Source organism: Psychromonas sp. SA13A, from assembly GCF_011378715.1.
Classification (GTDB): domain Bacteria; phylum Pseudomonadota; class Gammaproteobacteria; order Enterobacterales; family Psychromonadaceae; genus Psychromonas.
In genome coordinates this window covers 34,942-59,454 of the sequence record NZ_WTKU01000002.1, presented here as the reverse complement: position 1 = coordinate 59,454, position 24,513 = coordinate 34,942, and the positions used below count along the sequence as shown (strand labels likewise).

The window sequence follows — 24,513 nt, the reverse complement described above, 5'->3', positions numbered from 1 at the left end:
AGGAGGCTGTAAATTACGACATTAATGCCATTAGTAATAAAGCAATAGAAAATGAGGTTGTTAACTCAATCGTTGCAACACCGATATTTTGCTGATCTTCAACTTCTTGTCGACGGTCAATGCCCCATAACACTAATAATTTAGCAACGGTTGTTAACAGAGTTAATAGCACCATTAATACCACACTGATCACGACCCACTGTGCTAGCCCTAACCATAATTCGTCGATATTAAATTCAATAAAGTAACTAGCTGCCGTAACAGACATTGCCGTAGAGATTAAATAGCCGCTGTAGCGAATGGATAATGCAAGATGCTCATTCACTAATGCAGTTTGAAAGGTAATACCGTTGTTTTTCGAGTACTTCCATTCAAAAATACGCGTAATGATCACTAGCATTACCTGTGACACTATCCACACGCACGTTAATGCAATAAAGGTATCAACACTGATCCCTTCTACCCAAATAATGGCAGCACGCACCACAATAGCGGTTGCAATAGCAGAAGCAGCATCAACTAAACCAACAGCAATATTTCGATTACCGATCAAATCTTGTTTATTAAAAGAAGGTAAGGCAAATTTATCGTGAATATAGCGGCCTGCTTTAATCAAGATTAATGCCGCTATTCCGTAGCTGAGCATACCAATTAACTCTATTTTATAAGAGCCTGCCACTTCGCCAGTAATCGCACCACTTAGTGCGATGCCCATAGCCGCGACACCGCCAGCCATACTAATACCAAATGCAAAGTTGTCCTTGGTAGCCAGTTCATCAGTGGTATCTAACTTATTGAATAGACCCATCATATAACGGATACAGCCGAGGAAAAGCATCGCGACTGCCATATCAATAGCTAAGTAACCTATTAGGGAACTATTGTTTTCCAATGTTGTAATTAACTCATTCATATCAATACCTTATTTACCGCGACTAACGCCGCGTGACGTGGTCGATTTACTATTTCTAAAGCTACTACTGCCAGTACTGGTAGACTTTTGCTTAGAATAACTAGACTTAGATGCAAAACTTGGGGCTTTTTGTGCTTTTTTACTCGCTGTAGACATCCGACTCGCGCCCGTTTTTGATTTGGCATAAGGGCTATTAAAACCGCCTTTATTGGCAAACTGTTTTTTAGTTCGTTGTGCTAAATCATTTTGAGACTGTTTTTGTTGTGGTGAGGTATAACGTTGGCGACCAACATCATTGTAATAACTATAATCACGTCGAGATGACCAGTTATGGTAACCAATCGGACGAGGTGAAATAGCAGAAAACAGAGAGTACGCAGCGTACCATTGCCAAAATGAACCGCCACTACTGTTTGTTTGCCACTGCCCGTAACTTGGATTACCTACTAACTGACTCCCCGCCCCATTATTTTCTGCCGCGTTCGCTTGCAAACTTTGTGCTTGGCTGATGGCATTAACACGCGCTAGCTTTCCTTCAGACATATCTGCGATTACATTGATTGGATCTGACAATGCATCACTGAACAAGTTAGGGTCGGACGCTTCTATTAAGGTATCACTTTCTGACAACTGCGCATCAATATCACCCAATAATTCAGGCTTTGATTGCAACGTAGACAAACGATGACTCAATGAATAATACATTGGTCCAGATCGACTAGCATCCTTAGATAGCTCAGTAACTAAGGGTTTAAGTGACGGTTTTTGTGCTGCGAGTAACTGAGCGTATTGTTGTAAAATAATCGCATTACGGACACGCCCGGCATCTAAGTCTGAGCCTAGATTCTCGATCAAATAATCAGCGGTTTTAATATTTGCTTGTAAACGATCATCTCGCTCATCACCACAAGCGATTAATAACCAACTCACACAGCAGATAATAAAAATACGCATAAGTGTTATGACTCCATAGAGTGTTGGGTTGCGTTTGCTAAAACATCAATCACACGTTGTAGATCTGCAGCGGTATCAACACCAGCAGGTGGTATTTCACAAGCGACATCGACGTGAATTTTAAAACCATGCCACAATACACGCAATTGCTCTAATTTTTCAATGACTTCTAATGGTGAAACCGAGAGTTCCGCATATTGTTTTAAAAAACTAACTCGATAGGCATAAATACCAATATGGCGTTGTAAATGCGTTAAATTGACTTGTTTGGCCTGTTGATTTTGTGGCGTAAAGTTATCTCTATCCCACGGCGTTGTTGCTCGACTAAAATATAATGCGAGATTGTTTTTATCGGTCACCACTTTGACCGCATTAACATTAAATGCATCCTCTTGGTCGGTGATAGGCGCACTTAATGTTGCGACACTGGCCTGTTGATTAGTAAATAAATTATTGGCCACTTGCTCTATAACAACCGGCGGAATAAGTGGTTCATCACCTTGAACATTGACAATAATTTCATCATCGGCAAACTGATAAATAGCACAAACTTCAGCAAGTCGATCAGTTCCTGACTCATGGTCAGGAGACGTTAAACAAACATCGATATTTTGTACATTGAGTAATGCATCCACAATACGTTGATCATCGGTTGCAACAATAACTTGTTTTGCTCCACTCAGCAGAGCTTGATTTGCAACGCGTTCAATCATGGTTTTACCCAAAATATCAGCCAGTGGTTTCGCTGGTAAACGTGTTGATTGATAACGGGCAGGAATGACAGCAATAAATGACATAATTATTCCTCGTCCGCACTCAATCTTCGAGCTTCAACATACAATAAAGCCGGAATTCCGTCTCGCACAGGATAAGCTAAATGATCAAATTTACAGATTAATTCATTATTAACTTTGTCATAAGCTAATTTACCTTTGCACACTGGGCAAGCAATAATATCCAGTAATTTAATATCTAACATTTTGATTCCTTAATCTGTTTTAATTTTTCTAAAAAAGGCTGAGTAAAGTCAATGGATAGTTGTCCATCAATAGGTAAATACCACCAATTTGGTTGCGCAAATGCAACACATTTAACGGCATCTTTTTCTGTCATCAATAGTGGTAGATTAGATTCAAATTGTTTGAAATCTTCTTCGCTATAAGGATGATGGTCAGCAAACGCCACTTGTTTTCTAACACTAAAACCTTGTTTTACCAAGGTATCAAAAAAACGCGGTGGATAACCAATAGCGGCACAGGCATTAACCTCTTGAACGGATAAAGAAGAAGCCTCTCCATTCACTTTCTTAGCAGCAGATGGCGCTAATAACATTGTGAATTCACCTGCGTGCTGTTCACCGTTATTAATAATAAAATCTACACTATTTAGGCGACTAGTTGGTTCTCTTAATGGCCCCATCGGCATAATATGCTGGTTACCGTAACGACGTTTACCATCCACGACTACAATTTCAATATCTCGCTGCAGCGCATAATGTTGAAGACCGTCATCGGTAATAATGACATCAACATCACAATGTTGATTAAGGTAAGCCGCAGCATTTGCGCGTACTGGATCAACCACCACCGGAATATTTAAACGTTTGTGGATTAAAACAGGTTCATCACCCGCTTCTTTTCCGGTGGTATCCATGTTCACTGACAAAGGATAACTGTTGGCTTTACCGCCATAGCCTCGACTGATCACACCGGGTTTATAACCTTGTGCCATTAATAATTCACACAAGCTGATCACAAAAGGGGTTTTGCCATTACCACCTACGGAGATATTGCCGACCACCACCACGGGTAATGCACTTTGATAACTTTTTAGCCAACCTTTTGTATAACAATAGCGACGAATAACATTAATACATTGCATTAACAACGCAAAAGGCCATAGGCTCCATGCCCACCAACGTGTTGGTTGATACCAAAATGGCATTACAACTCTCCCGATGCTTGCATCTGGTTTAAGCTATGATAAATCTTTCCTTGTGCTAATAATTCTGCGTGCGTACCTTGCTCTACAATTTTACCATGGTCAATAACTAAAATTTGATCGGCATGTTCAATGGTAGACAAACGATGCGCAATGACAATCGAAGTTCTGTTCTTCTGTAACTCATCTAATGCAGATTGAATATGACGCTCAGATTCAGTATCTAGTGCTGAAGTTGCTTCATCTAAAATCAAAATAGGTGCATCACGTAATAACGCACGAGCAATAGCTAAGCGTTGGCGTTGACCACCGGATAACATCGCGCCATTTTCACCAATAATAGTGTTCAGTCCGTCAGGAAATCCATTAATAAATTCCATCGCATGGGCAGTAGTTGCAGCATCAATGATATCTTGTTCAGAGAATTTACCTTCACTGGCGTACGCAATATTATTAGCAATAGTGTCATTAAATAAATGTACATTTTGAGACACAATAGCAACTTGACTACGTAATGAGGTTAAACGATATTCTTCTATATTTTTACCATCTAATCTTATTACACCGGAGTCAATGTCATAAAATCGAGTTAACAAATTAGCAATGGTCGATTTACCACTGCCAGAGCGACCTACTAACGCCACAGATTGGCCTGATTTAACTTCAAAACTGACTTGATTTAATGCTGGCTTTTCAGCCGTAGGATAAGTGAAAACGATATTATCAATGCTTATATCACCCTTCACTCGTTCAGCGTCATATGTTCCTTCATCCTTCGCTTGTGTCATGTCTAACATATTGAAAAGACTGGTACTAGCGGAGATACCTTTTTGAATTTCGTTATTAACTTGCGTAACATTTTTAATCGGTTTCATTAACGCCATCATAGAGCTGATGATCACTACAAAAGTACCCGATGATAAGGTATCCATGATTTGCGGGAAGGTAGCAAGATAAAGCACAAACGCTAAAGCAAATGAGGCAATGGTTTGAATGACAGGAACACTAATCGCATTTGCACTGGCCATTTTCATATTTTGAGAACGTACCGTGTTGCTGACTTTTTTGAATTTTTCATTCTCGACTTTTTGACCACCAAACATCAAGACTTCTTTATGTCCTTTTAACATTTGTTCCGATGACGTGGTTACTAGGCCCATCGCATTTTGTAAGTTTTTACTTATTTTTCTGAAACGTTTACTAACGATACTAATAGCAATACCCACGATCGGTGCAACTACAAAAAACACTAACGATAATTGCCAACTTTGATAAAACATTAACCCTACAAGGCCAATAACAGTGGCACCTTCACGGAAAATTTTAACAAGTGCATTACTGGCCGCGTTAGAAACTTGGCTAGCGTCATAGGTGATTTTTGATAATAAGTCACCGGTATTGGTTTTATCAAAAAATGAGATAGGTAGCAGTATCAACTGTGAAAAAAGCTGTCGTTGTAGCTTCATCACAACATGTGTGCCTACCCAAGCCATACAATAAGAACTCAAAAATGCAGATACACCACGTAGTCCAATAATAATGACAACGAAATAAGGCATCATTTCTAGCACACTTGGATCTTTACCAGTGAAACCATCGTCGATTAAAGGCTGTAGGGACCAGATAAGCGCCATATCAACTGCGGCGTAACCTACCATGCCGATAATCCCACCAAATAACGCCAGTTTAAATTCTTTAATATAACTCACTAGTCGCTTTAATATCGACCAGCCGTTTTCTTTATTCTCTTTCATGAATACACCAATTAAGCCATTTACAATGCAAGATGCCGATGATACCAATAAGCGGCAAGATCTTCTCTATAAGTTTTTACTTCAATGTGATGATTTTGCACATTAAATCGAATAAATCCAGTATTTGCTGTGCTTAAATGCTTAATTCCTAACTGTTGATAACGTTGTACCACTTGCTCAACAGGGAAACGCCAACGATTTTTGTACCCTGCGGAAAACACCACCCATTGCGGGTTAACTTGCTTTATAAATGCCAAACTTGAGGAGGTATTACTGCCATGATGTGGGGCGATTAGAATATCAGCATGTAAATTGTTAACATTTTTTTCGGCTATTGATTGACGGTTTTCGACTATTAATTTTTGTTCTACAGCTTTACTGATATCGCCCGTTAGTAGCACCCTATTAACACCGTCACTGACCTGTAATACACAGGAGTTATTATTGTTATTACTCCCTATTGATGAAGGAGATAAGGTAGTCAACGTTAATTTACCTAACTGGTGTACTTGTCCACTGAAACACTGTTGATACTGTGTATGACGCTTATTTTTATGTTTTTTAGATAGACGGTTATTAGTTTGGTGACTATGAGTTTGATTTTGATTCATCAAATCAGCTTCACCCGCATACGCTTTTTTTATATCAAGGTTATCTTGAATGACTGCCCTTCCCCCCGCGTGGTCATTATCACTGTGGCTAATAAAAAAATAATCTAACTGCGTTATGCCACGAGCTTGTAAATAAGGTAAGACAGTGCTCTCTGCCACAGCATAACTACCACCATAACTTGGCCCTGTATCATACAATAGAGTTTGGCCATTACTGTAAATAAGGATTGCTAAGCCTTGTCCAACATCAAAAACCTCTAGTTGCCACTGTTGCTCATTTTGCCATCTTTGTTCCACAACTCTAATGCCTACAAAGACTAACAATATTGACGGTAATAACCACATTTTCGTTTTAGTGATATTAAAAAAACGGTGTATCAAGTTTAATAATAAAAATAATGAACTGAAAAGAATGAAGGTTAAGATCAATACAATATGCAATTGAGATAACGTCACATATCCCGCAGACAGTATTGAGAAATAATCGAGAAAATGGCTAAGAAATTGGTCACTAATTGAGAATAGAGCTACCCCGACGGGCTCTATTAACAGTAAAAACATTACACCGAGTAACGTTAATGGAATAATAAACCAAGAAAATAATGGAATAGCAATGAGGTTAATCGGTAGTGCATAAAGACTAATTGCTGAAAAATTAATTAATTGAATTGGCAACATAAATAAGGTTAGAACTAACTGCAATAGTAATAAACCTTTAATGGTAATGAATAATCGTTGTAATTTGACCTTATACCATGAATTTTTCTGTTCTGTAGTTTCCTGAGGCCGTTGCAATAGCCAAATAAATGCCAATATCGTACTCATGGCCATAAAAGATAGCCATAAACTGCTGCTCAAAATGGATAATGGATCCAGCAATAAAATGATCCATAAGCATAAAAGAAGTAAATCCAATAGACTAATTTTCAGTTTACTTGAGAGTACTAACACACTGATTAACAACATCAATAATGCACGCTCTGTGGGTAAAGAAAACCCGGAAATATAGCCGTAACTTAAACACACTAACAACCCGACCGTGTTCACTAAACGCCAGGAAAACCAACCTAAATATCTGACAGGTAAAAGTTGCTTAAATACTGCATTTAAAATAACCGTAGAAAATATAAACAACAACCCGATGTGCAATCCTGATATGGCAAATAAATGGGCAATTCCAAGTTGTTTAATCAAGCTTTTCTCGTGCTCATTTAATAAACTTTTATCGGCAAAAATAAGTGCCAGTAAACTTCCCTGCTGTGGCAGCTCGTTTGTAGCTTGCATCACTTTTTGATATAAGCTTGCCCGTATTGATATACGCTTATCAATAACTTGCATATGTTGTTTAATATTTGCAATGTAAGCGATGTGCTGTGAATAACGCCATTTTTGCCGATCAAAACCATGAGGGTTAGCTTTGCCTTGTAACGCTTTTAACCTCACTTTGAATTGGTGCACTTGGCCCGCTTGAACTTGCAGGCTAGGTTTATACCAACGCATTTCAACTAATGGGCAAAAATCACAACGTTGTTCATTGATGGAAATAATACTTGCTATAAAATAACCAGTATTTTTTGTATTGATTAATGATTTAACCCTGACAATTATGGTATTGTCTTGTTTGCTAAGTGTAGAAGAGGTCTGACTTACTTGTTGCTTATGTTTCTTAATGTTTGAAATATTATTTACTAATTGATGATTCCCTGGTTCAAAATTGGATAGTGAAGTACGCGAAGTTGACTGCAGATGAGCTAAATCCTTTGCTAATAAAGGTGTTGCTAACAGATCATTGGCAAGTAGCGGTTTATAGTTAATGGAATCAAAAGACCCGCCAAATAAACTAACGTAACTAAAAAGGCTAAAATAAAGTGCTGTAAATGGCAAAATTGCCAAATACCGCCACTTTGGCCAACATAAAAAAACAAAAATACACAGCGCACAACTGAATATACCACTATAATTGACTAATTGTGGCCAATACAGAGTGGTAACAAAAACAGCGATTGAGAGCCATATTGTTATTCTCATTTTTTCCCGTTTACAAAGATAAAGTTTAATTATATGCCAAAAAAATTTATTAAACGTTTTTCCCCTAATCCAGAAACATTAAAAGCCCACCCGCATTTAAAACACTTTGGCGCTAAATTACAAAACCCCAATTTATGGCATATAAATAGGCGAAGTGCAGCAGGTGCGGTTGCCGTTGGATTATTTTGTGCGTGGATGCCGATCCCTTTTCAAATGTTACTTGCCACTTTTGTGGCGATGTTTTTTTCTGTGAACCTACCAATATCAGTTGCTCTGGTTTGGTTATCTAATCCATTCACTATGCCGCCATTGTTTTATGGCGCCTATCGTTTGGGTGCATTTATCCTGCAACAACCTTTAATGGACTTTCATTTTAAACTTTCATTTCATTGGATTATTAATGCCTTAGAAACCATTGCACCGGTTATGTTTTTAGGTTGTTTTATTCTTGGTTGTATTAGTGCATTTGTTGGTTATTGGGGCTTTACCGTATTCTGGCGTTATAGTTCTGCACAGAAATGGAAAAAAAGAAAACGTACGCCAAAACGTTAACTTGTCTATTAAACTTTGAACCTAAAGTAATAACCTAACGATTAAATTCTATGCCAAAAATATCATTAAGCTTAGATGACAATCGCTAAAATAATATTCATTCTCAATATTTGGTTCAAATTCCCTCGCATTTGTCACTTAAATTGAAGAGTAAATAGCCATCAAGTCTATGTGATTTCGCTTAATGCATTAGACGGATTGATATGACACTTCCATTTACTCTTGTCTTGGGATAATTTAATTTTTGCTTGAGATTGCTTGGAACAATAGAATTGAACGCTGTCATTGTGATAATAAATTACATTTTACAGTTCGGTTCATTTTCGCACTTCAAAGCTAATTATCAAATTTTGAATTCAAGTATTAACTGAACGCTAATAAAGCGCTCGAGTTTATGGATTATTTAATTTATTCTATCTCTACATCAGCATTGTCAATATTATTAAATATTTTTTATTGTTCTCAATGCTTACTCATTATCGGTTAGCCCTAATCCTTCAACTTTAGTTGTTTTTAATAAAGTCAGTTATTAGTGATGATCTTCAAAATTTTAACATTGGAAACGCCCATGAAAATGTATCAATACATAATGCCTACTTTACTACTTAGTACTTTTTCATTGCCTACTTTGGCAGAAAGCCTAAGCACGGAAACCTTAGCTAGTAACGATTATGTGACCATTACAGGCTATTTAGGCGCTCGTCTCAATCAAGATATTAAGAATGATTACAGTGGGCAAGATGTTGACATTAGTTCTGAGCTCGCACAGGCCATTTCTCTCGGCTGGTATTACGCTAAAAACGCAGAGGGTGAGTTAATATTTTCTAATAGTAAGCAAAACTTCTCATCTCCAAATGACTTCGATATTGATGTTTATGTGCAATACCTACACGTGGGTGGCAGAATATTATTTAGAACTAACTCGCCATTCTCATCAAGCATTGGATTAGGGATGGGTGCGACTCACTTTAATCCATCGGGTAGTCGTTATGATGCAAAATTTGCTTTTTCTGGTAGCGTTTCAGCGGGTATACGTTATCAATTGACTGAGCAGTTTGCACTACGCAGTGATTTACGTGTTTATGGGACCTTTTTAGAAAACAGTGACGAGATGTTTTGTGATAATGGTAGCTGTTTATTAGATGCTTCTGATCATCTGTATGTCGACGCAGAATTATTAGCGGGCATTGAATACAAGTTTTAAAGATCTATCCTTCGATTCTTATTTCTACAAAAAAGCCTTTCTAATTTAGAAAGGCTTTTTCTCAAATTTGATTACTGTACCACTACAATTGAGCGTTTTTAAAATAACAGCTTAGCAAATGTAAGTTTATTTTTGCGCTAATGCTTTAGTCACTTTTTCGTACAGATCAACAGCCAAATCAGGTAATGCGAGTAAGCGATTTAACTGCACTTTTATTAGCTCAATACGCTTTTTATCAAGACGTTTAAATTGAGTTAATGGCGTTATCAAACGTGAAGCGACCTGTGGATTTTGACGATTAAGTTTAATCAATTGATCCGTTAAGAACGCATAACCACTGCCATCAATATTGTGAAAGCGATAAGTATTGTTCTGTGCAAATGCCCCCACTAAAGAGCGTAATCGATTAGGATTATTAAAATCAAAACTGCGATGAGTAAATAACGCTTCGATATTATTAAGTGCATTATCTGAAGGAATGCTAGCTTGCAGTGCAAACCACTTATCCATCACCAAACCATTCTCAAACCATTTATCATCAAAAGCCTGCATAACAGCTTCACGGCAAGCTAATAAACCATTGTTAGCGGCAGTTAACGCACCAAGATAATCGGTCATGTTGTTACAATTTGTAATTTGTGCTGACACATATTCATCTGCTAATTGTTTATCAACACGGGCAATGAAGGTTAACGCTAAATTTTTCAATTTGCGTATCGCAATATCATTAATATCGGGCTGATAAGCTTTTAACTGTTTATGGCGTAAATAAGTATCTACAAACAACTCATGCAACTGTGTTGCAATCTCTTGCAACATAAAATCACGTGCTTCATGAATAGCATCCACATCAACTACTTCAAACAGTTCACGCGCACCATTTTCACTAGTAAAAGTAAACATATCAGCAACTAGAGAAGGATCTAATGTTTCACTAACTAATACAGATTTAAATCCATCAATGAAAATAGAAGGTAATGACAGTGTTTGACCTTTGTGTAAGGCACGTACATTACTTACTAAATATTTATTAAATAAGGTTTGCCCTGCATCCCAACGAGAGAACTCATCGGTAGCAAAGCTCATGATATCTAATAACTGCTCATCACTATAAGCATATTGATATTTAACCGGCGCAGAGAAACCACGGAATAAACATGGCACCGGGTGACTTTGAATATTTTTAAATACAAAGGTTTGCTCTTTTTGAGTCAAACTTAACACGCGATTCTTTTTGCCCGCTAATAATTCAATTGAATTACCATTGCTATCTAGCAACTCAATATCGATAGGGATATGCAGTGCGAGTTTTTTGCTTTGGTCTGCAGTTGGCATCGTTTTTTGCTTAAATGTAAGCTGATAGGTGCGATTAGTCGCATCATAATGATCAGTAACAAAGACATTAGGTGTACCCGATTGTGAATACCAACGTTTAAATAAAGTGAGATCAATACCACTTGCATCTTGCATTGCAGCAACAAAATCATCACAGGTAACGGCTTGACCATCGTGGCGTTGCACATACAATTGCATACCTTGTTGGAACTTTATTTCACCTAATAGTGTATGTAACATACGGATAACTTCTGAACCTTTTTCATACACGGTTAAAGTATAAAAATTATTCATCTCCATCACACTTTCAGGACGAATTGGGTGAGACATCGGCCCGGCATCTTCAGCAAACTGATGGTCACGCATAGTCATCACATTAGCGATACGATTAACGCTGCGGCTACCTAAATCAGAACTGAATTCTTGATCTCGGAAAACCGTTAATCCCTCTTTTAAGCTTAACTGAAACCAATCTCGACAAGTAATACGGTTACCCGTCCAGTTATGGAAATACTCATGTCCAATTACTGCTTCAATGCCCAGGTAGTCTTGGTCTGTTGCGCTTTGGGAATTAGCTAATACAAATTTAGAGTTGAAAACATTTAACCCTTTGTTCTCCATCGCGCCCATATTAAAGAAATCAACGGCAACGATCATATAGATATCTAAATCGTATTCTAAATTAAAACGTTGCTCATCCCATTGCATGGATTTTTTAAGCGATATCATCGCGTGTTGTGTTTTGTCTAAGTTGCCTTTATCAACAAACAAAGCCAATTTCACATCGCGTCCACTTTTTGTTACGTAACTATCTTCTAAACAATCAAAGTCACCAGCTACCAATGCAAATAAATAAGCAGGTTTAGGGAATGGGTCTTGCCAACAAACAAAGTGACGACCGTTATCGAGCTCACCTTGGTCTACTTGATTACCGTTAGATAACAAAAAAGGATAAAGCGTTTTATCTGCAATCACTTTAGTCGAGAATTTAGCCAACACATCGGGACGATCTAAGTAATAAGTAATACGACGGAAACCTTCAGCTTCACATTGTGTACAGAAAGCATCACCCGATTTATATAAACCCTCAAAAGCTTGGTTCGCTGCGGGGTCTATTTCAGTATTGATTTCTAACTTAAATGACGCAGGCAGGTTGTTAATATTCAAACCTCCCTCAACCAATTCAAAATCAGTATAATCAACATCATCTACTAAAATAGAAACTAAATTTAGTGCCTCACCAAATAAAAATAAAGGCGTGCTCGCTTGGCTAACACGTTCAACACGACTAACGGCTTTGACCTTTGTTTGGTTATCAAACAAATCGAATTCAAGGTCAATACTGGTAATTGTATAATCTGATGGACGGTAATCACTTAGGTGTTTTTCTTGTGGATTTTTTTCTATATTCTCTGCTACGAGAGAGTCGACTTGGCTCATTATTTATACACTCTTAAGTCTGGGGAAATAATACGCTTAATATACAAGAAGGCTTACTATTTACTAAGCCTTATTTGCATAGAATCTTGACACACAATGATCTAAACATTGAATTAGTCATGTTAATACGGTTGAACAAATATGTAATCTCGGCTAATCAGACCGAAGGACCTTTGTTTAGTTCCATATGCATATTAATCACCCCTTCTTCTATATCTCTTTCTGTAGAAAAGCCTAACTTTTTGGCCAATGTTGCCATGCCTCGATTACTCAGCATGGTCATTCCAGCCAGATATTTAGTACCTTTTGATGTTTGATAACTAATTAATTTATTGAGCAGAACTTTACCTAACCCTAACCCTTGCATCTCGGAACTAACCACCATCCCAAATTCAGCTTCGGTATTATCTGGATCAGTCGAAGCGCGAATCACTGCTAACGTTTCTTGCTCTTCAGAACCCACTAAACGCACAGCAATAAAAGCCATTTCTCGCTGATAATCTATTTGCGTTAACATCGCCATCTCTTCGTGAGTCATTGATCCTCGTTGTGAGAAATAGCGTTTGTATCTATCTTCTTTGGTTAACCCATCATCAAAAGTTTGATGCCTGACTTCATCTTCAGCTTTAATCGGGCGAACTAATACCTTCTGACCATCTTTGAGCGTGACTACCTCTTCTAATTGCTTTGGATAAGGGCTAATAGCAAAACGATTAGCTAAATTATCGCTATTGTTAGCGTTAGTGCGAGATAATTTCACTTGGCTATCAACGATGATCACATCACTGCCAGAAACTAATACCGGATTTAAATCTAAATCGTTAATTTCTGGGTTATCCAACAACATTTGAGATATCTGCGTTAACATCAAACATACCGCTTGCATATCAAAGTCCTTAGCATGTTGCTTCACTTTGATTTTTTTATCCTTAATACCTTGAATCACTAGGTAACGTGCAAGCGCCATATTTAATGGAGGCAAGGCAACCACTGCATTTTCTAAAGTGGTTTGTAAGTCACGCGCATCGCTGTCCTGTGAAATAGCAATAACAGGACCAAAAATAGCATCTTGCTTGATCATTACTCGTAGTTCTAATGCTAGTCCAGACGCCACCATTTTCTGTAACGTAAAACCATTTAATCGCACATCAGGCAAAGCGGTTTTAATACGTAATTTAATGGAATTTAAGGCAGAGTCTAATTCTCTGGCGTTATTAATGTTTAACATCACACCATGCACTTGAGATTTATACTGAATATCAGGTGAATTAATTTTTACCGCCAATGGATAACCAATAACTTTTGCTTTTTCGATAGCATCTTCAATATCTTTAGCGATAGCGGTATCAATGGTATTAAGATGATAGGCGTCTAATAAAGGCTTAGTAAAATAAGTATCCAATTTAACGTTTTGTGGCAATAGTTGTCGATCATGATCTGCAAACTCACAGGTGGCCTGCAGTTCAAAACGCTGCTTAATGTACTCGGCAGCGATATCAGCTTCGTAAATTAAATGATCAGGCAATGTTGTTGGAGTTTCCATTAATAACTTTTTATTACGACGATATTGTACTAAATGCATAAAAGCGGTGATCGCACCATTAGGAGTACGAAATGTCGGAATTTTTGCATTAGCAAACATTTGTCGCGCCGGTTTAGCCGCTTCTTCTCCGGCCCAATTGGTTAAAATATTAATCTGTTTACGCTTTGGATGCTGCTTAATTACATCGATAATTGCTTGAGCTGTCTCTTCACTGTCAGATAAAGCAGAGGGTGAATGCATGATCAGCACAGCATCTACTTTATCATTGTCCATTAAATGCCCTAATGCCGTAGCATATCGCTTAGGATCCGCATCTCCAATCATATCAATGGGATTGTTATGCGACCAATTCACTGGCAAACATGCATTTAATTTATCCATTACTGTGTCGTCTAGTTCCGCTAACCGGCCCCCTTCTTCCACTAAATTATCCACGGCTAAAACACCTAAGCCTCCGCCATTACTAATAATAGCAAGTCGTTCTCCATGTAAATAATTGGAATAGGCAAGTGTTTCTACTGCGGCAAATAATTCGTGTAAATCATGTACTCTAAGCATGCCGGCACGCTTAATTGCCGCATCATAAACACTATCATGGCCAAAATCACCGCGACTGTGCAACGCCGCTGCTTTAGCGCCAAGTACTGAACTACCTGATTTAATCACCAACACCGTTTTATGTTGTGCAATAGCCCGTGCTGCAGATATAAAATCGCGCGCATTATCAATATTATCGATATACAGCAAAATAGATTGGGTTTTAGGATCTCTAGCTAAATAATCTAATAGTTCAGCAAAGGAGATATCTTGCGCATCACCTAGCGAAATAAAGGCAGAAAAACCGATTCCCTTGCTGGTTGCCCAATCTAATACCGTGGTACAAACCGCAGCAGATTGAGAAATAAAAGCAATATTACCCGGTAGCGCATTACAGTGCGCTAAACTAGCATTCACTAAATTATGTGGATTAATGATACCTAGGCTACTCATGCCTAATAGACGAATTTTATGTGTCGCTGCAATATCATAAATACGGGTAGAAACGACATGGTCGCTTTCGGTGGTTACAATAATAGCGGCATGGCAACCTTTATCCGCTAATGCCTCCAATATTTTTGGAATGCGAAACTCATTAGTACAGATCACAGCTAAATCAGGCACAATTGGCAAGTCACTTACCTGTTTATAAGCAAGCACACCATGTACAGAGGTATATTTAGGGGTTACAGGCATAATAGGCCCGTTAAAACCTGCAGCTAATAAGTTATTCATCACTAAATAACCCGCTCGCTTAACATTAATAGATGCTCCGATAACGGTGATCGACTGCGGATTGAAAAAGTGTTTAAGTAACTGCAAACTCATAGAAAACTCGCCTCATATAAACATTAAAAAAATTGCTATTTGCTATCATTCACGACAAGCCAATCATGAGCCGCGGAATAAACAGATTATGTACATAAAAGTGAAAATATAACGGCTATAAGTTTACCCTTTAAAACGAATCCTGCTGTGTTTTTTAAACAAAATCAGAGCCATATCATTTAAATATTTTACGAATTCATTTGCTCACTTTGAGTACTAAGCTTACACTCGCCCTTTTGCCCTGCTCGGAGTGATTTGTGCCTTTTATTATTGAATCTAAAAAAATTATTAAACTCAGCTTACCGATATTTATTGCGCAGTTTGCACAAACTGCAATGGGGTTTGTAGATACAGTAATGGCAGGTGGAGTAAGTTCAACGGATATGGCAGCAGTAGCCATCGCATCGAGCATTTGGCTTCCTTGTATTCTGTTTGGAGTGGGTGTGTTGATGGCTATTGTGCCCTTAACTGCACAGGCACATGGTGCAAACGATCTGCTACAAATTCCTAAAACAGGGCAGCAAGGTTTATACCTAGCATTATTATTATCTATTCCAATAGCCGTGATTTTATTTAACGCCGGCTTGTTAATGAATATAATGGATATTCATGATTTATTAGCGTCGATCACCGTACAATATTTGTATGCCATGATTTTTGCTATACCTGCTTTTTTGCTGTTTCAGGCCCTGCGCAATTATATCGAAGGTTTATCGCTAACCAAACCAGCAATGGTGATTGGATTTTTAGGCCTGATCGCAAATATTCCACTTAACTGGATGTTTGTTTACGGTGAATTGGGCGCACCAGCTTTAGGTGGTGCAGGTTGTGGAGTCGCCACTGCAATTGTGTATTGGTTGATGACATTTGCATTAGCGGGTTATGCTTTTTATACAAGAAAATTAAAGCATTATCCTCTGTTTACACAATTTACAAAACCCGACTTTAAACATCTATTGTCTATCACTAAGTTAGGCTTGCCTGTCGCCGTTGCTTTGTTCTTTGAGGTCACTATTTTTGCCGCAATAGCGGTCTTAATTGCACCACTAGGTGCTAATATTGTGGCCTCCCATCAAATTGCGATTAACTTCTCAAGCATGGTCTTTATGTTACCAATGAGTATCGCTAATGCGGTTAGTATTCGTGTTGGCTTTAATCTTGGCCAAAAAAGAAACGAAGAGGCAAAACAAGCCAGCTATGCAGGACTTGCTATTGGTTTAGGTCTGTCGGTAATAACAGCGCTATCTACTGTTATTTTTAAAGAAAACATTGCCTTATTATATTCAGATAACCGAGCAGTTATAAACCTAGCTATTACGCTGATTCTTTTCTCTGCTATTTACCAATGTGTTGATTCGATACAAGTAGTGGCAGCCGGCGCATTGCGTGGTTATAAGGAGATGACGGCTATTTTCACACGTACTTTCATCTCTTACTGGGTAGTTGGGTTACCACTGGGTTATATCTTAGGCATGACTGACTTGTTAGTTTCGCCACTTGGAGCCAAAGGATTTTGGATAGGTATTACGGTTGGTTTAACCGTAGCTGCGATCCTATTAGGTCAACGTCTATACACAGTACAAAAGCATCGCTTTGCCTAATAACTCGAATAAGAGTGGTTAGTTTAAAAGGTGATAAACTAAAGTTATAGCAATAGTGATCGATATAGTTATTAAAACAAAAACCTAATAATTGGCATTGATGAATAATACTTTAATCAATGCCAATATTTTTTAAATCACCTTTCGACATTAGGTTTAAGGTTTAAATGGGCTTAATGTTTAAAAGTACTTAATGCATAATTGTACTTAATGTTAAAATGGGCTTAGCCCTTTAAATAACTGCCACGTCATCCTATAGACTAATAAACAAAGTAATAACAAACTGGCTAAGATAATCCCTATCACAGACAGCGTTGATAATAAATTCAATCCCCCTGTTAAACCAGAATCCCATTCACCACCTAAAAATTGATAAAATCCTTGTACTATTAGGTAAATGACCAGTAAAAGGATCAATCCGCTCCATGCCCCTTTTAGGTCCTTCTTTGATGGAGATAAATGTAAACTGATCGCAGCACATAAATAAGCCCAAGTAGCAACATGATAAGGAGAAGTTAAATAAGCACTTTTAAAGAAGTAGAAAAGGTCACTGCTTAAAGCAAGTAGCGAATGCAATTGAAGGGGATATAAGTCGTTCAGGAGTGCGCTTTTGATTATAAGCAATAAAGTGCCGCTATCCTCTAACATTAACAATGTTAGTAAATAAATACAGCCCAGCCCGCCGAATAAAGGTGCGATGCCAATCAGGAAGTTACCCAACACTTTCCATAATTGACGGTTATCATAAGAGTGTGTCACATAACCTAATGTGCCACGTCGGTCAGGATTAAATAAAACCATCCGCTGAATTTTATGACCAAATAATACACAACATAATGCATGACTTAGCTCATGAACAGGCGTGCCAATCCAAGCACTGATATAAATGAGTCGGCCACTTAACATGTTATTTGCCAATATCAATATCGATTTTTGTAAAAGAAAGAGGATCCCTACCAATACAAAAAACACACCCACATGACCGCACAAGGTAACTAACTGAGTCACTGACCAAGATAACCACTCAACCGAGAGACTATTTATAAACTCTAGAAATGCTGACATTAAATTGTGCCTACTAATAAGTTTGGTTACTTTTTAACGTGATACTTGCCCGGAGTCTACTTGATAAGCTTTAATCCTTGCCACCAAAAAATCTATTGCCGCTTTTAACTTAGGCACTTTATAACGTTGTTTTTGATACAGTAAATATATGCCTAAATTAGGGTTCTGAGTTATGACTAAAGCAGGTTTTATTACTAACTCGATTAATTCACCGGATTGTAAATAACGCACTAACGCCCAACGAGGCATCATTAAAATACCTTTACCAGCAATAGCTTTCTTCAATAACCAAGGTCCATGATTAGAAATTAACACGGGTGGTGCAGATACATCCTGCCATTGTTCATTAATTTCACATAACCATGGTGTTGGTCCATTTGGGGTTTTAAAATACAACCCATGATGTTGCTGCAGGCTTAATGCGTTATTAGGATAACCGAAGCTAGCAATATAACTTTCTGCACACACGGCTATAAAATCATTATCCATTAATCTGATCGCCACAACACGTTCATCGGGGGCGTAACCGCCTCGAATCGCGATATCAACGTGATCTCTTGCAAGTGTAGATAATTCATCACTTAAATTAACATTCAAGGTTATTTTCGGATACAAACTTGAAAACTCATCTAACAGAGGTAATAGAATTTGTTCACCAAACCCAACCGTGGAACTAATATTTAGCACTCCCATGGGGGTACTTTGATATGAACGTACAGACTCATCGGTTATTTCCAATGATTTTAAAATTTCACTGACTTGTTGGTAATAACGCTGACCAATCTCAGTTAATGTCACCACGCGAGTCGAACGCTTTAATAGCGTAGCACCGAGACTCTTTTCTAAATCAGCAATCCGTCGAGACAGAGAGGAAGGCGGAACAGAAAATACGTCTGCAGCCTTAGTGAAACTTCCTGCATCAACAACTTGAACAAAATATTTAAGGGCACGTAGCTGGTCCATAAGATTCCTAGAATGTTTTAGTGTTTGGCTTACTTTTTAAGGTACTTTTTATGTGTATATATCTATTCATTGCTCAACGAAATGAATACCGCTCAGGATTGAATTTTCTAATATCCAGTTCAGATGCTATCAATCTATTAAATATCTTTATTATTGTCTTTAAGACAATAGTAAATGCTAAATTAGCTACTATATCTTACTGTTTAAAGTTGCCATAATGATTTCAAGCAATACGTTCAATCTTTAATAAAAGGAACATACAATGACAACATTTACAGCCATTAACTTAGTTAAACGCCCTCAAGGCGGAGCAATTGATTCTTCGTTATTTGATGTAGTACAAAAACAAATACCAAGCGTTGCACCGGGGCAAATTTTAGTAAAGCAAAATTACATGTCATTAGATCCTGCTATGTTTGGTTGGATGAGTCCGGACACTAATAGTTATATTCCACCCGTTGCATTGGGTGATGTAATGCGTAGTTCTGGCATTGGTGAAGTCATCGTTAGTAATCACCCCGACTTTACCGTTGGCGACCGAGTAATGGGTATGATGGGATGGCAGGAATACTGTTTAAGTGACGGCCAAGGTCTTAACAAAGTAACAGCTCCCCTTCCTGATGAAAGTATTTTATCAGTGTTCGCGCTACCAGGTTTAACAGCTGTACAGGGTTTGTTTAATGTAGGTAAACCTCAAAAAGGCGAAACCCTAATCGTTACTGGTGCAGCAGGATCAGTAGGCTCTATTGTTGGTCAACTTGCAAAAGCCGAAGGTTTACGTGTGATTGGTGTGGTGGGTAGCCAGGAAAAAGCAGATTGGATTGTTAATGAATTAGGATTTGATGCTGCCATCAATTACAAAAGTGACGATTTAGATGCTCAATTAGCTACCGCAGCACCCGATGGTATTGATTTATTCTTTGAAAATACCGGGGGCCCTATTCAGCATTTAATCTTCGATCGAATCAATGCGCATGGGCGAGTAGTTGTTTGTGGTTTAATTTCAGATTATCACAACGAAGTACCCGCAGCAGGACCAAGTTGGCTAAATATCATTAAACGTCGCATTACTATTCAAGGTTTCACTATGCCAGATCACTTTCATCAAGTACCTGAGTTATTAGAAAAATTAACTCCCTATGTGATGGCCGGAAAAATAAAACATCGCACGCATTTATTGGATGGATTAACCTCTGCCATTGATGGTTTGAATCTTTTCAGCACCGGCGCTAATAAAGGCAAGTTGATCGTTAAATTATAAAAGAGCTGAAATTATAAAGCTCTTTGATAGGTTACTATGGGCTTTAAACGGGCTAAATATTACATATTGATTGGTAATGAGTAATCGCCCAACCCCAAATGTAACTGCTTTAGATTTGCCGCACACTTTGCATGTGTGGCTTTTTATTTGTATTGTTTAGCAAATAATTAAGTTAACTTTCAAAGTAGAACCAACTGAACCAATTGGAAGAACTGAAACCATTAAGCTAAAGAGGAATAACGATGACTCGCAACACCATATTATTTGATATCAATGAAACCGTGCTTAATTTAAATTTATTAAAACCTAAGTTTGCTCAAGCCTTTGGTGATGAATCGGTCACCGCACTTTGGTTTTCTACCCTATTACATTCATCAACGGTAGCTTCATTAACCGGATTAAAAACTGGTTTCGCAGCATTAGCTGCTGATATTTTAGATAACATAGCCGCCCGAAAAGACATTAATTTATCGGCTAGTGACCGAGATGAATTGCTTGCAACTTTCGCTAGCCTAGCGGCTCATGATGATATAAAACCTGCATTAACACATTTACGTGAGCAGGGTTACCGCACTATTGCTTTCTCAAACTCATCATTAACCTTAATTAACAAACAAATACAAAACGCAGGATTAACGGATTACTTTGATGAAGTTGTTTCCGTTGAAGAAACCGGTAGCTTTAAACCCGATCCTAAGGTTTATCAATTTGTGGCTAATCACTTAGGGCAACCTATTTCATCCCTACGTTTAGTGGCGACACATGATTGGGATACACATGGTGCAATGTCCGCAGGTATGATGGCGGCCTATATTGACCGTTCAGGAACACCTTATCATCCACAGTATTTAAAACCCGCTATTACAGCTACAAATATGCAACAAGTGGTTGAGCAAATAATCAAAGAAGACAGCGCGAGTGAATAATTTGAAGTAGGCAATCTAAAGCTGCTACTCGGAAGCTTCTAATCGGAAATAAGGAATCATACAAAAGCCAATAAAAGAAATTAATAAATAGCCTCTAATCATTTTTTAAATCTATCTTTATTAAAAACCACCGGTTCATATTTAACTGAATCGGTGGTTTTATATTTCAAGAATATTATTAAAAATACTCAATACTGTTTTATAGCGTCTGACATTCATGTCATATTTCCTGCACATAATTTACTTATGATTTAAACCCAAGACTCACAGAAAAATCCGTTTTAATAGCACTAGTGTTAATAGTTAGAATGGCAACAGTAAAATAGCTATATATAAATATTGCCACTACAGTTAATTCTTGATCTTGAGTCGAATAATAATGTGCTATTTAAACTAATTTAAAATGAAAAATAGCGTGCCTACTGTCAATCCACCCATTACATAGTTAAAGTGTTTTTTACGTTTTGGCGTGGTTAATAGTTGAGAAATGGTTACACCGAGATAAGCCCAAAGACTAATTGCAACAAAACCAGTGATAGCAAAACAGAGCATGATCCATAATCCAGACTCAATATACTGCTCTCCTGCAATCGTAAAGCTACTGATACTTCCAACACACATCGCCCAAGCTTTTGGATTTACAAACTGAAAGCAGGATGCTGAAAACAGGCTCATTGGTTTACTCTTAATATTTTGGTCATCAACTTGTAAAGGAGCTAACGTTGCAACCTCAGTAGATGCCGTTATTATTTTCCAAGCAAGCCAAAATAAATACAATGAGCCGACGATGTTTAATACTTGATATAACTCAGGGTAACGCTCAAACACAACACCAAAGCCTAATAATATAGACGCTAATAAACAGGCAATGCCAATCACAATACCAAAAATATGCGGTAAGGTTCTTTGGTAACCAAATTGGGCGCCAGAGGCAAGCAACATAACATTGTTAGGACCTGGCGTTACCGACATAACAAATGCAAACACGGCAATAGCCAACAATAATGACGAGTCCATATTAGCCTCCCTTCAGTAGATAGAGAAAATGGCTAGCAGCAAGATTAAGTAACTTATTTTTATTTAATTCTTGTGCGATCTCAGCTTTAGTTCGCCCTATATCCTGAAGTATAAAATCAGGTAAATTTTGTAATTGTTTACGCGTTTTATAAAGTTTGATCAGCTTTCCTATTTTGTTTATTTTATTCTCCATACCCATCTCCTTAACAATTACTGTGAATATTCATTGTAAACAAGCCGACAACTCAATACAGATTCAAATAAAATTACTTTATAGATACAGATGACCAATAAAAATACCTGTATGGTTTACAATACATCAAACTGTATGGTTATAATTTAATATTTACGGGTACATTAATACAGATAAAAGTATCTTAAATGTTTCAGTCCGTTTCTATTGAGCTAGAAACAATAAATTGAATTTAAGATTTATCACTTAATGATTGAGATCGATATTAATAGGAAAGCAGGGATAGCATGAAATTATACGATAAAGTCGCAAAGGGCTTACGAGAAAATATTCACAATGGTTTATTTGTCGCCGGAGATAAATTACCTTCAATTCGTCAACTGGTTGCAGAACATAGCGTCAGTATTTCTACTGTACAACAAGCTTATCACCAGCTTGAGATGGAAAACTTAATTGAAGCCCGCCCTAAATCTGGCTATTTTGTTGCTTATAAACCGATCGCTGCCACACTGCCAGTGACCTCTCGCCCAGCCCAACGCCCAATCGAAGTCTCACAATGGCAACAAGTACTAGAAGTACTGCTTGCCAAAGAAAATGTTTCAACAGTACAACTACAACATGCAATGCCTGATATGACAGTACCCAGTTTAGCGCCACTATTAAAAAAGATGACCTCACTGATGCGACACCAAGCCTCACTGAGTTTACCCTATGGTAATATTGAGGGCTCCTTAGTGTTACGAGAACAAATAGTTAAGCTCGCGACTTATTCGGGCTGTGCACTGCACCCTGATGATCTGGTGATCACTTCCGGCTGCCAAGAAGGTTTATCCGTCTGTTTACGTTCTGTTACAGAACCTGGCGATATAGTTGCCGTTGAATCACCGAGTTTCTATGGTTCAATGCAAGCCATTAAAACCGCCAACTTAAAAGCTATTGAGATCCCAACTAATGCTGAAAGCGGATTAAGCTTAGAAGCCTTAGAGCTTGCACTAGAGCAATGGCCAATTAAATCTATTTTAGTGACTCCTACCTGTAATAATCCAATGGGTTACAGCATGCCAGAAGCGGCGAAAAAACGCCTTTATCAGCTCGCTCAGAGTTACGATATCACCATTATTGAAGATGATATTTATGGTGATATAAGTTACCAATCTCCTCGTCCAAAAAGTATTAAATCCTTTGATGAGGATGGCCGTGTTTTATTGTGTAGCTCATTTTCTAAAACTGTTGCTCCAGGGATCCGTGTTGGTTGGATCGCACCCGGTCGTTATCGAGACAAAGTGACCCACGTAAAATATGTAAGTAGTTCAATGTGTCCAACTTTACCGCAATTAGCGATAGCTGATTTCATCAAAGGTGGCGGTTATGAACGGCATACCAGAAAAGTACGTTTACTGTATAAACAAGGGCGAGATCACCTTATTCAATGTATCAAACAACACTTTCCTAGTGATACACGTATCAGCTATCCGGAGGGAGGTTATATTCTATGGGTAGAATTGAATAAACGTTATGATGCGGTCAAATTGTCGACGCAGTGTAAGCAAGGTAGCGTCAGTATTGCTCCGGGTATTTTATTCTCTGCTACGGGTAAATATAGACACTGTATGCGTCTTAATTTTAGTGAAAAAACAGAATTAGAACGTGAACAGGGTATAAAACAACTTGGTCATTATATCGCTAAACAAGAACAGGATTAAGCTTGTAACTTCTTGGGATGTTTTGTTGCAATATTTTGTTGCAGTGTTGGCATGATTAGTTTTTTGATTTTAATTAATTTGCAGTTATTATACGCACCAATTTAGTTAGCTAAACGTTCAGAATCAATGATTAATTAGCCATTA

General features: G+C 37.9%; 19 protein-coding genes. 6 read left to right on the top strand and 13 right to left on the bottom strand.

Annotated features, from left to right (window positions below; genetic code table 11):
• Positions 1-13: 13 nt before the first annotated feature.
• Genes GQR44_RS02960 through GQR44_RS02930 form a run of 7 tightly spaced genes read right to left on the bottom strand, consistent with a single transcriptional unit; the run spans position 14 to position 8,201 of the window.
• Positions 14-913, bottom strand: coding sequence for a DUF350 domain-containing protein (locus tag GQR44_RS02960; RefSeq protein WP_166369109.1), 900 nt, complete (start codon positions 911-913; stop codon positions 14-16).
• Between the two features lie 9 nt (positions 914-922).
• Entirely contained in the window at positions 923-1,867 is a 945-nt protein-coding gene (locus GQR44_RS02955) for a hypothetical protein (RefSeq protein WP_028867717.1), read from the bottom strand.
• A 5-nt stretch (positions 1,868-1,872) separates the two neighbouring features.
• Positions 1,873-2,664 carry a 3-deoxy-manno-octulosonate cytidylyltransferase gene (gene kdsB / locus GQR44_RS02950; protein WP_166369107.1) on the bottom strand — a complete coding sequence of 264 codons (792 nt, stop codon included), beginning with the start codon at positions 2,662-2,664 and terminating at the stop codon, positions 1,873-1,875.
• A gap of 2 nt (positions 2,665-2,666) precedes the next feature.
• Positions 2,667-2,846 (bottom strand): Trm112 family protein, encoded by a 180-nt coding sequence (locus GQR44_RS02945; RefSeq protein WP_166369105.1) that lies wholly within the window; start codon positions 2,844-2,846, stop codon positions 2,667-2,669.
• Positions 2,840-3,811 carry a tetraacyldisaccharide 4'-kinase gene (gene lpxK / locus GQR44_RS02940; protein WP_166369103.1) on the bottom strand — a complete coding sequence of 324 codons (972 nt, stop codon included), beginning with the start codon at positions 3,809-3,811 and terminating at the stop codon, positions 2,840-2,842. Before lpxK ends, GQR44_RS02945 begins: the two co-directional genes overlap by 7 nt.
• Positions 3,811-5,562, bottom strand: a complete 1,752-nt coding sequence (gene msbA, locus GQR44_RS02935) for a lipid A ABC transporter ATP-binding protein/permease MsbA (protein ID WP_166369101.1) — start codon at positions 5,560-5,562, stop codon at positions 3,811-3,813. The genes lpxK and msbA overlap by 1 nt, the downstream gene beginning before the upstream one ends.
• Before the next feature lie 20 nt (positions 5,563-5,582).
• Positions 5,583-8,201, bottom strand: a complete 2,619-nt coding sequence (locus GQR44_RS02930; RefSeq protein WP_166369099.1) for a DNA internalization-related competence protein ComEC/Rec2 — start codon at positions 8,199-8,201, stop codon at positions 5,583-5,585.
• Between the two features lie 33 nt (positions 8,202-8,234).
• Here GQR44_RS02930 and GQR44_RS02925 point away from each other — a divergent pair, with 33 nt between their 5' ends.
• Together GQR44_RS02925 and GQR44_RS02920 are read left to right on the top strand one after the other, a co-directional pair.
• A complete protein-coding gene (locus GQR44_RS02925; protein ID WP_166369097.1) occupies positions 8,235-8,753 on the top strand; it encodes a DUF2062 domain-containing protein in 519 nt (172 codons plus the stop codon).
• 568 nt (positions 8,754-9,321) lie between these two features.
• Entirely contained in the window at positions 9,322-9,957 is a 636-nt protein-coding gene (locus tag GQR44_RS02920; RefSeq protein ID WP_166369095.1) for an outer membrane beta-barrel protein, read from the top strand.
• A 126-nt stretch (positions 9,958-10,083) separates the two neighbouring features.
• Here the strand turns inward: GQR44_RS02920 and pepN are convergent, their stop codons facing one another.
• Together pepN and GQR44_RS02910 are read right to left on the bottom strand one after the other, a co-directional pair.
• Positions 10,084-12,732, bottom strand: coding sequence for an aminopeptidase N (pepN, locus tag GQR44_RS02915; protein ID WP_166369093.1), 2,649 nt, complete (start codon positions 12,730-12,732; stop codon positions 10,084-10,086).
• 157 nt (positions 12,733-12,889) lie between these two features.
• Complete coding sequence (locus GQR44_RS02910; RefSeq protein WP_166369091.1) at positions 12,890-15,640, bottom strand: bifunctional acetate--CoA ligase family protein/GNAT family N-acetyltransferase; 2,751 nt, start codon at positions 15,638-15,640, stop codon at positions 12,890-12,892.
• A 257-nt stretch (positions 15,641-15,897) separates the two neighbouring features.
• On the opposite strand from GQR44_RS02910, the gene GQR44_RS02905 reads away from it, so the two are divergent.
• A complete protein-coding gene (locus tag GQR44_RS02905; RefSeq protein WP_166369089.1) occupies positions 15,898-17,241 on the top strand; it encodes an MATE family efflux transporter in 1,344 nt (447 codons plus the stop codon).
• A 213-nt stretch (positions 17,242-17,454) separates the two neighbouring features.
• On the opposite strand, the gene GQR44_RS02900 is transcribed toward GQR44_RS02905, so the two are convergent.
• The gene (locus tag GQR44_RS02900; protein ID WP_166369087.1) at positions 17,455-18,306 is read right to left on the bottom strand and encodes a hypothetical protein; all 852 of its coding nucleotides are present in this window, start codon (positions 18,304-18,306) and stop codon (positions 17,455-17,457) included.
• Between the two features lie 33 nt (positions 18,307-18,339).
• Positions 18,340-19,269, bottom strand: a complete 930-nt coding sequence (locus GQR44_RS02895; RefSeq protein ID WP_166369085.1) for a LysR family transcriptional regulator — start codon at positions 19,267-19,269, stop codon at positions 18,340-18,342.
• Positions 19,270-19,531: 262 nt separating this feature from the next.
• On the opposite strand from GQR44_RS02895, the gene GQR44_RS02890 reads away from it, so the two are divergent.
• Positions 19,532-20,530 carry an NADP-dependent oxidoreductase gene (locus GQR44_RS02890; RefSeq protein ID WP_166369083.1) on the top strand — a complete coding sequence of 333 codons (999 nt, stop codon included), beginning with the start codon at positions 19,532-19,534 and terminating at the stop codon, positions 20,528-20,530.
• A 242-nt stretch (positions 20,531-20,772) separates the two neighbouring features.
• Positions 20,773-21,456 (top strand): haloacid dehalogenase type II, encoded by a 684-nt coding sequence (locus tag GQR44_RS02885; protein WP_166369081.1) that lies wholly within the window; start codon positions 20,773-20,775, stop codon positions 21,454-21,456.
• A 393-nt stretch (positions 21,457-21,849) separates the two neighbouring features.
• On the opposite strand, the gene GQR44_RS02880 is transcribed toward GQR44_RS02885, so the two are convergent.
• A complete protein-coding gene (locus tag GQR44_RS02880) occupies positions 21,850-22,473 on the bottom strand; it encodes a LysE family translocator (RefSeq protein ID WP_166369079.1) in 624 nt (207 codons plus the stop codon).
• Position 22,474: 1 nt separating this feature from the next.
• Positions 22,475-22,666 carry a hypothetical protein gene (locus GQR44_RS02875; protein WP_166369077.1) on the bottom strand — a complete coding sequence of 64 codons (192 nt, stop codon included), beginning with the start codon at positions 22,664-22,666 and terminating at the stop codon, positions 22,475-22,477.
• A 287-nt stretch (positions 22,667-22,953) separates the two neighbouring features.
• Between GQR44_RS02875 and GQR44_RS02870 the strand changes: the two genes are divergently transcribed.
• Positions 22,954-24,369: a PLP-dependent aminotransferase family protein gene (locus GQR44_RS02870; RefSeq protein ID WP_166369075.1), complete on the top strand. Its 1,416-nt coding sequence runs from the start codon at positions 22,954-22,956 to the stop codon at positions 24,367-24,369.
• The last annotated feature ends 144 nt before the right edge of the window (positions 24,370-24,513 follow it).

What these genes read in the sequence shown, in the direction of transcription:
- GQR44_RS02960 (WP_166369109.1), bottom strand. Translation starts at nt 913, where the DNA reads ATGAATGAGTTAATTACAACATTGGAAAACAATAGTTCCCTAATAGGT.
- GQR44_RS02955 (WP_028867717.1), bottom strand. Translation starts at nt 1,867, where the DNA reads ATGCGTATTTTTATTATCTGCTGTGTGAGTTGGTTATTAATCGCTTGT.
- kdsB (WP_166369107.1), bottom strand. Translation starts at nt 2,664, where the DNA reads ATGTCATTTATTGCTGTCATTCCTGCCCGTTATCAATCAACACGTTTA.
- GQR44_RS02945 (WP_166369105.1), bottom strand. Translation starts at nt 2,846, where the DNA reads ATGTTAGATATTAAATTACTGGATATTATTGCTTGCCCAGTGTGCAAA.
- lpxK (WP_166369103.1), bottom strand. Translation starts at nt 3,811, where the DNA reads ATGCCATTTTGGTATCAACCAACACGTTGGTGGGCATGGAGCCTATGG.
- msbA (WP_166369101.1), bottom strand. Translation starts at nt 5,562, where the DNA reads ATGAAAGAGAATAAAGAAAACGGCTGGTCGATATTAAAGCGACTAGTG.
- GQR44_RS02930 (WP_166369099.1), bottom strand. Translation starts at nt 8,201, where the DNA reads ATGAGAATAACAATATGGCTCTCAATCGCTGTTTTTGTTACCACTCTG.
- GQR44_RS02925 (WP_166369097.1), top strand. Translation starts at nt 8,235, where the DNA reads ATGCCAAAAAAATTTATTAAACGTTTTTCCCCTAATCCAGAAACATTA.
- GQR44_RS02920 (WP_166369095.1), top strand. Translation starts at nt 9,322, where the DNA reads ATGAAAATGTATCAATACATAATGCCTACTTTACTACTTAGTACTTTT.
- pepN (WP_166369093.1), bottom strand. Translation starts at nt 12,732, where the DNA reads ATGAGCCAAGTCGACTCTCTCGTAGCAGAGAATATAGAAAAAAATCCA.
- GQR44_RS02910 (WP_166369091.1), bottom strand. Translation starts at nt 15,640, where the DNA reads ATGAGTTTGCAGTTACTTAAACACTTTTTCAATCCGCAGTCGATCACC.
- GQR44_RS02900 (WP_166369087.1), bottom strand. Translation starts at nt 18,306, where the DNA reads ATGTCAGCATTTCTAGAGTTTATAAATAGTCTCTCGGTTGAGTGGTTA.
- GQR44_RS02895 (WP_166369085.1), bottom strand. Translation starts at nt 19,269, where the DNA reads ATGGACCAGCTACGTGCCCTTAAATATTTTGTTCAAGTTGTTGATGCA.
- GQR44_RS02890 (WP_166369083.1), top strand. Translation starts at nt 19,532, where the DNA reads ATGACAACATTTACAGCCATTAACTTAGTTAAACGCCCTCAAGGCGGA.
- GQR44_RS02885 (WP_166369081.1), top strand. Translation starts at nt 20,773, where the DNA reads ATGACTCGCAACACCATATTATTTGATATCAATGAAACCGTGCTTAAT.
- GQR44_RS02880 (WP_166369079.1), bottom strand. Translation starts at nt 22,473, where the DNA reads ATGGACTCGTCATTATTGTTGGCTATTGCCGTGTTTGCATTTGTTATG.
- GQR44_RS02875 (WP_166369077.1), bottom strand. Translation starts at nt 22,666, where the DNA reads ATGGAGAATAAAATAAACAAAATAGGAAAGCTGATCAAACTTTATAAA.
- GQR44_RS02870 (WP_166369075.1), top strand. Translation starts at nt 22,954, where the DNA reads ATGAAATTATACGATAAAGTCGCAAAGGGCTTACGAGAAAATATTCAC.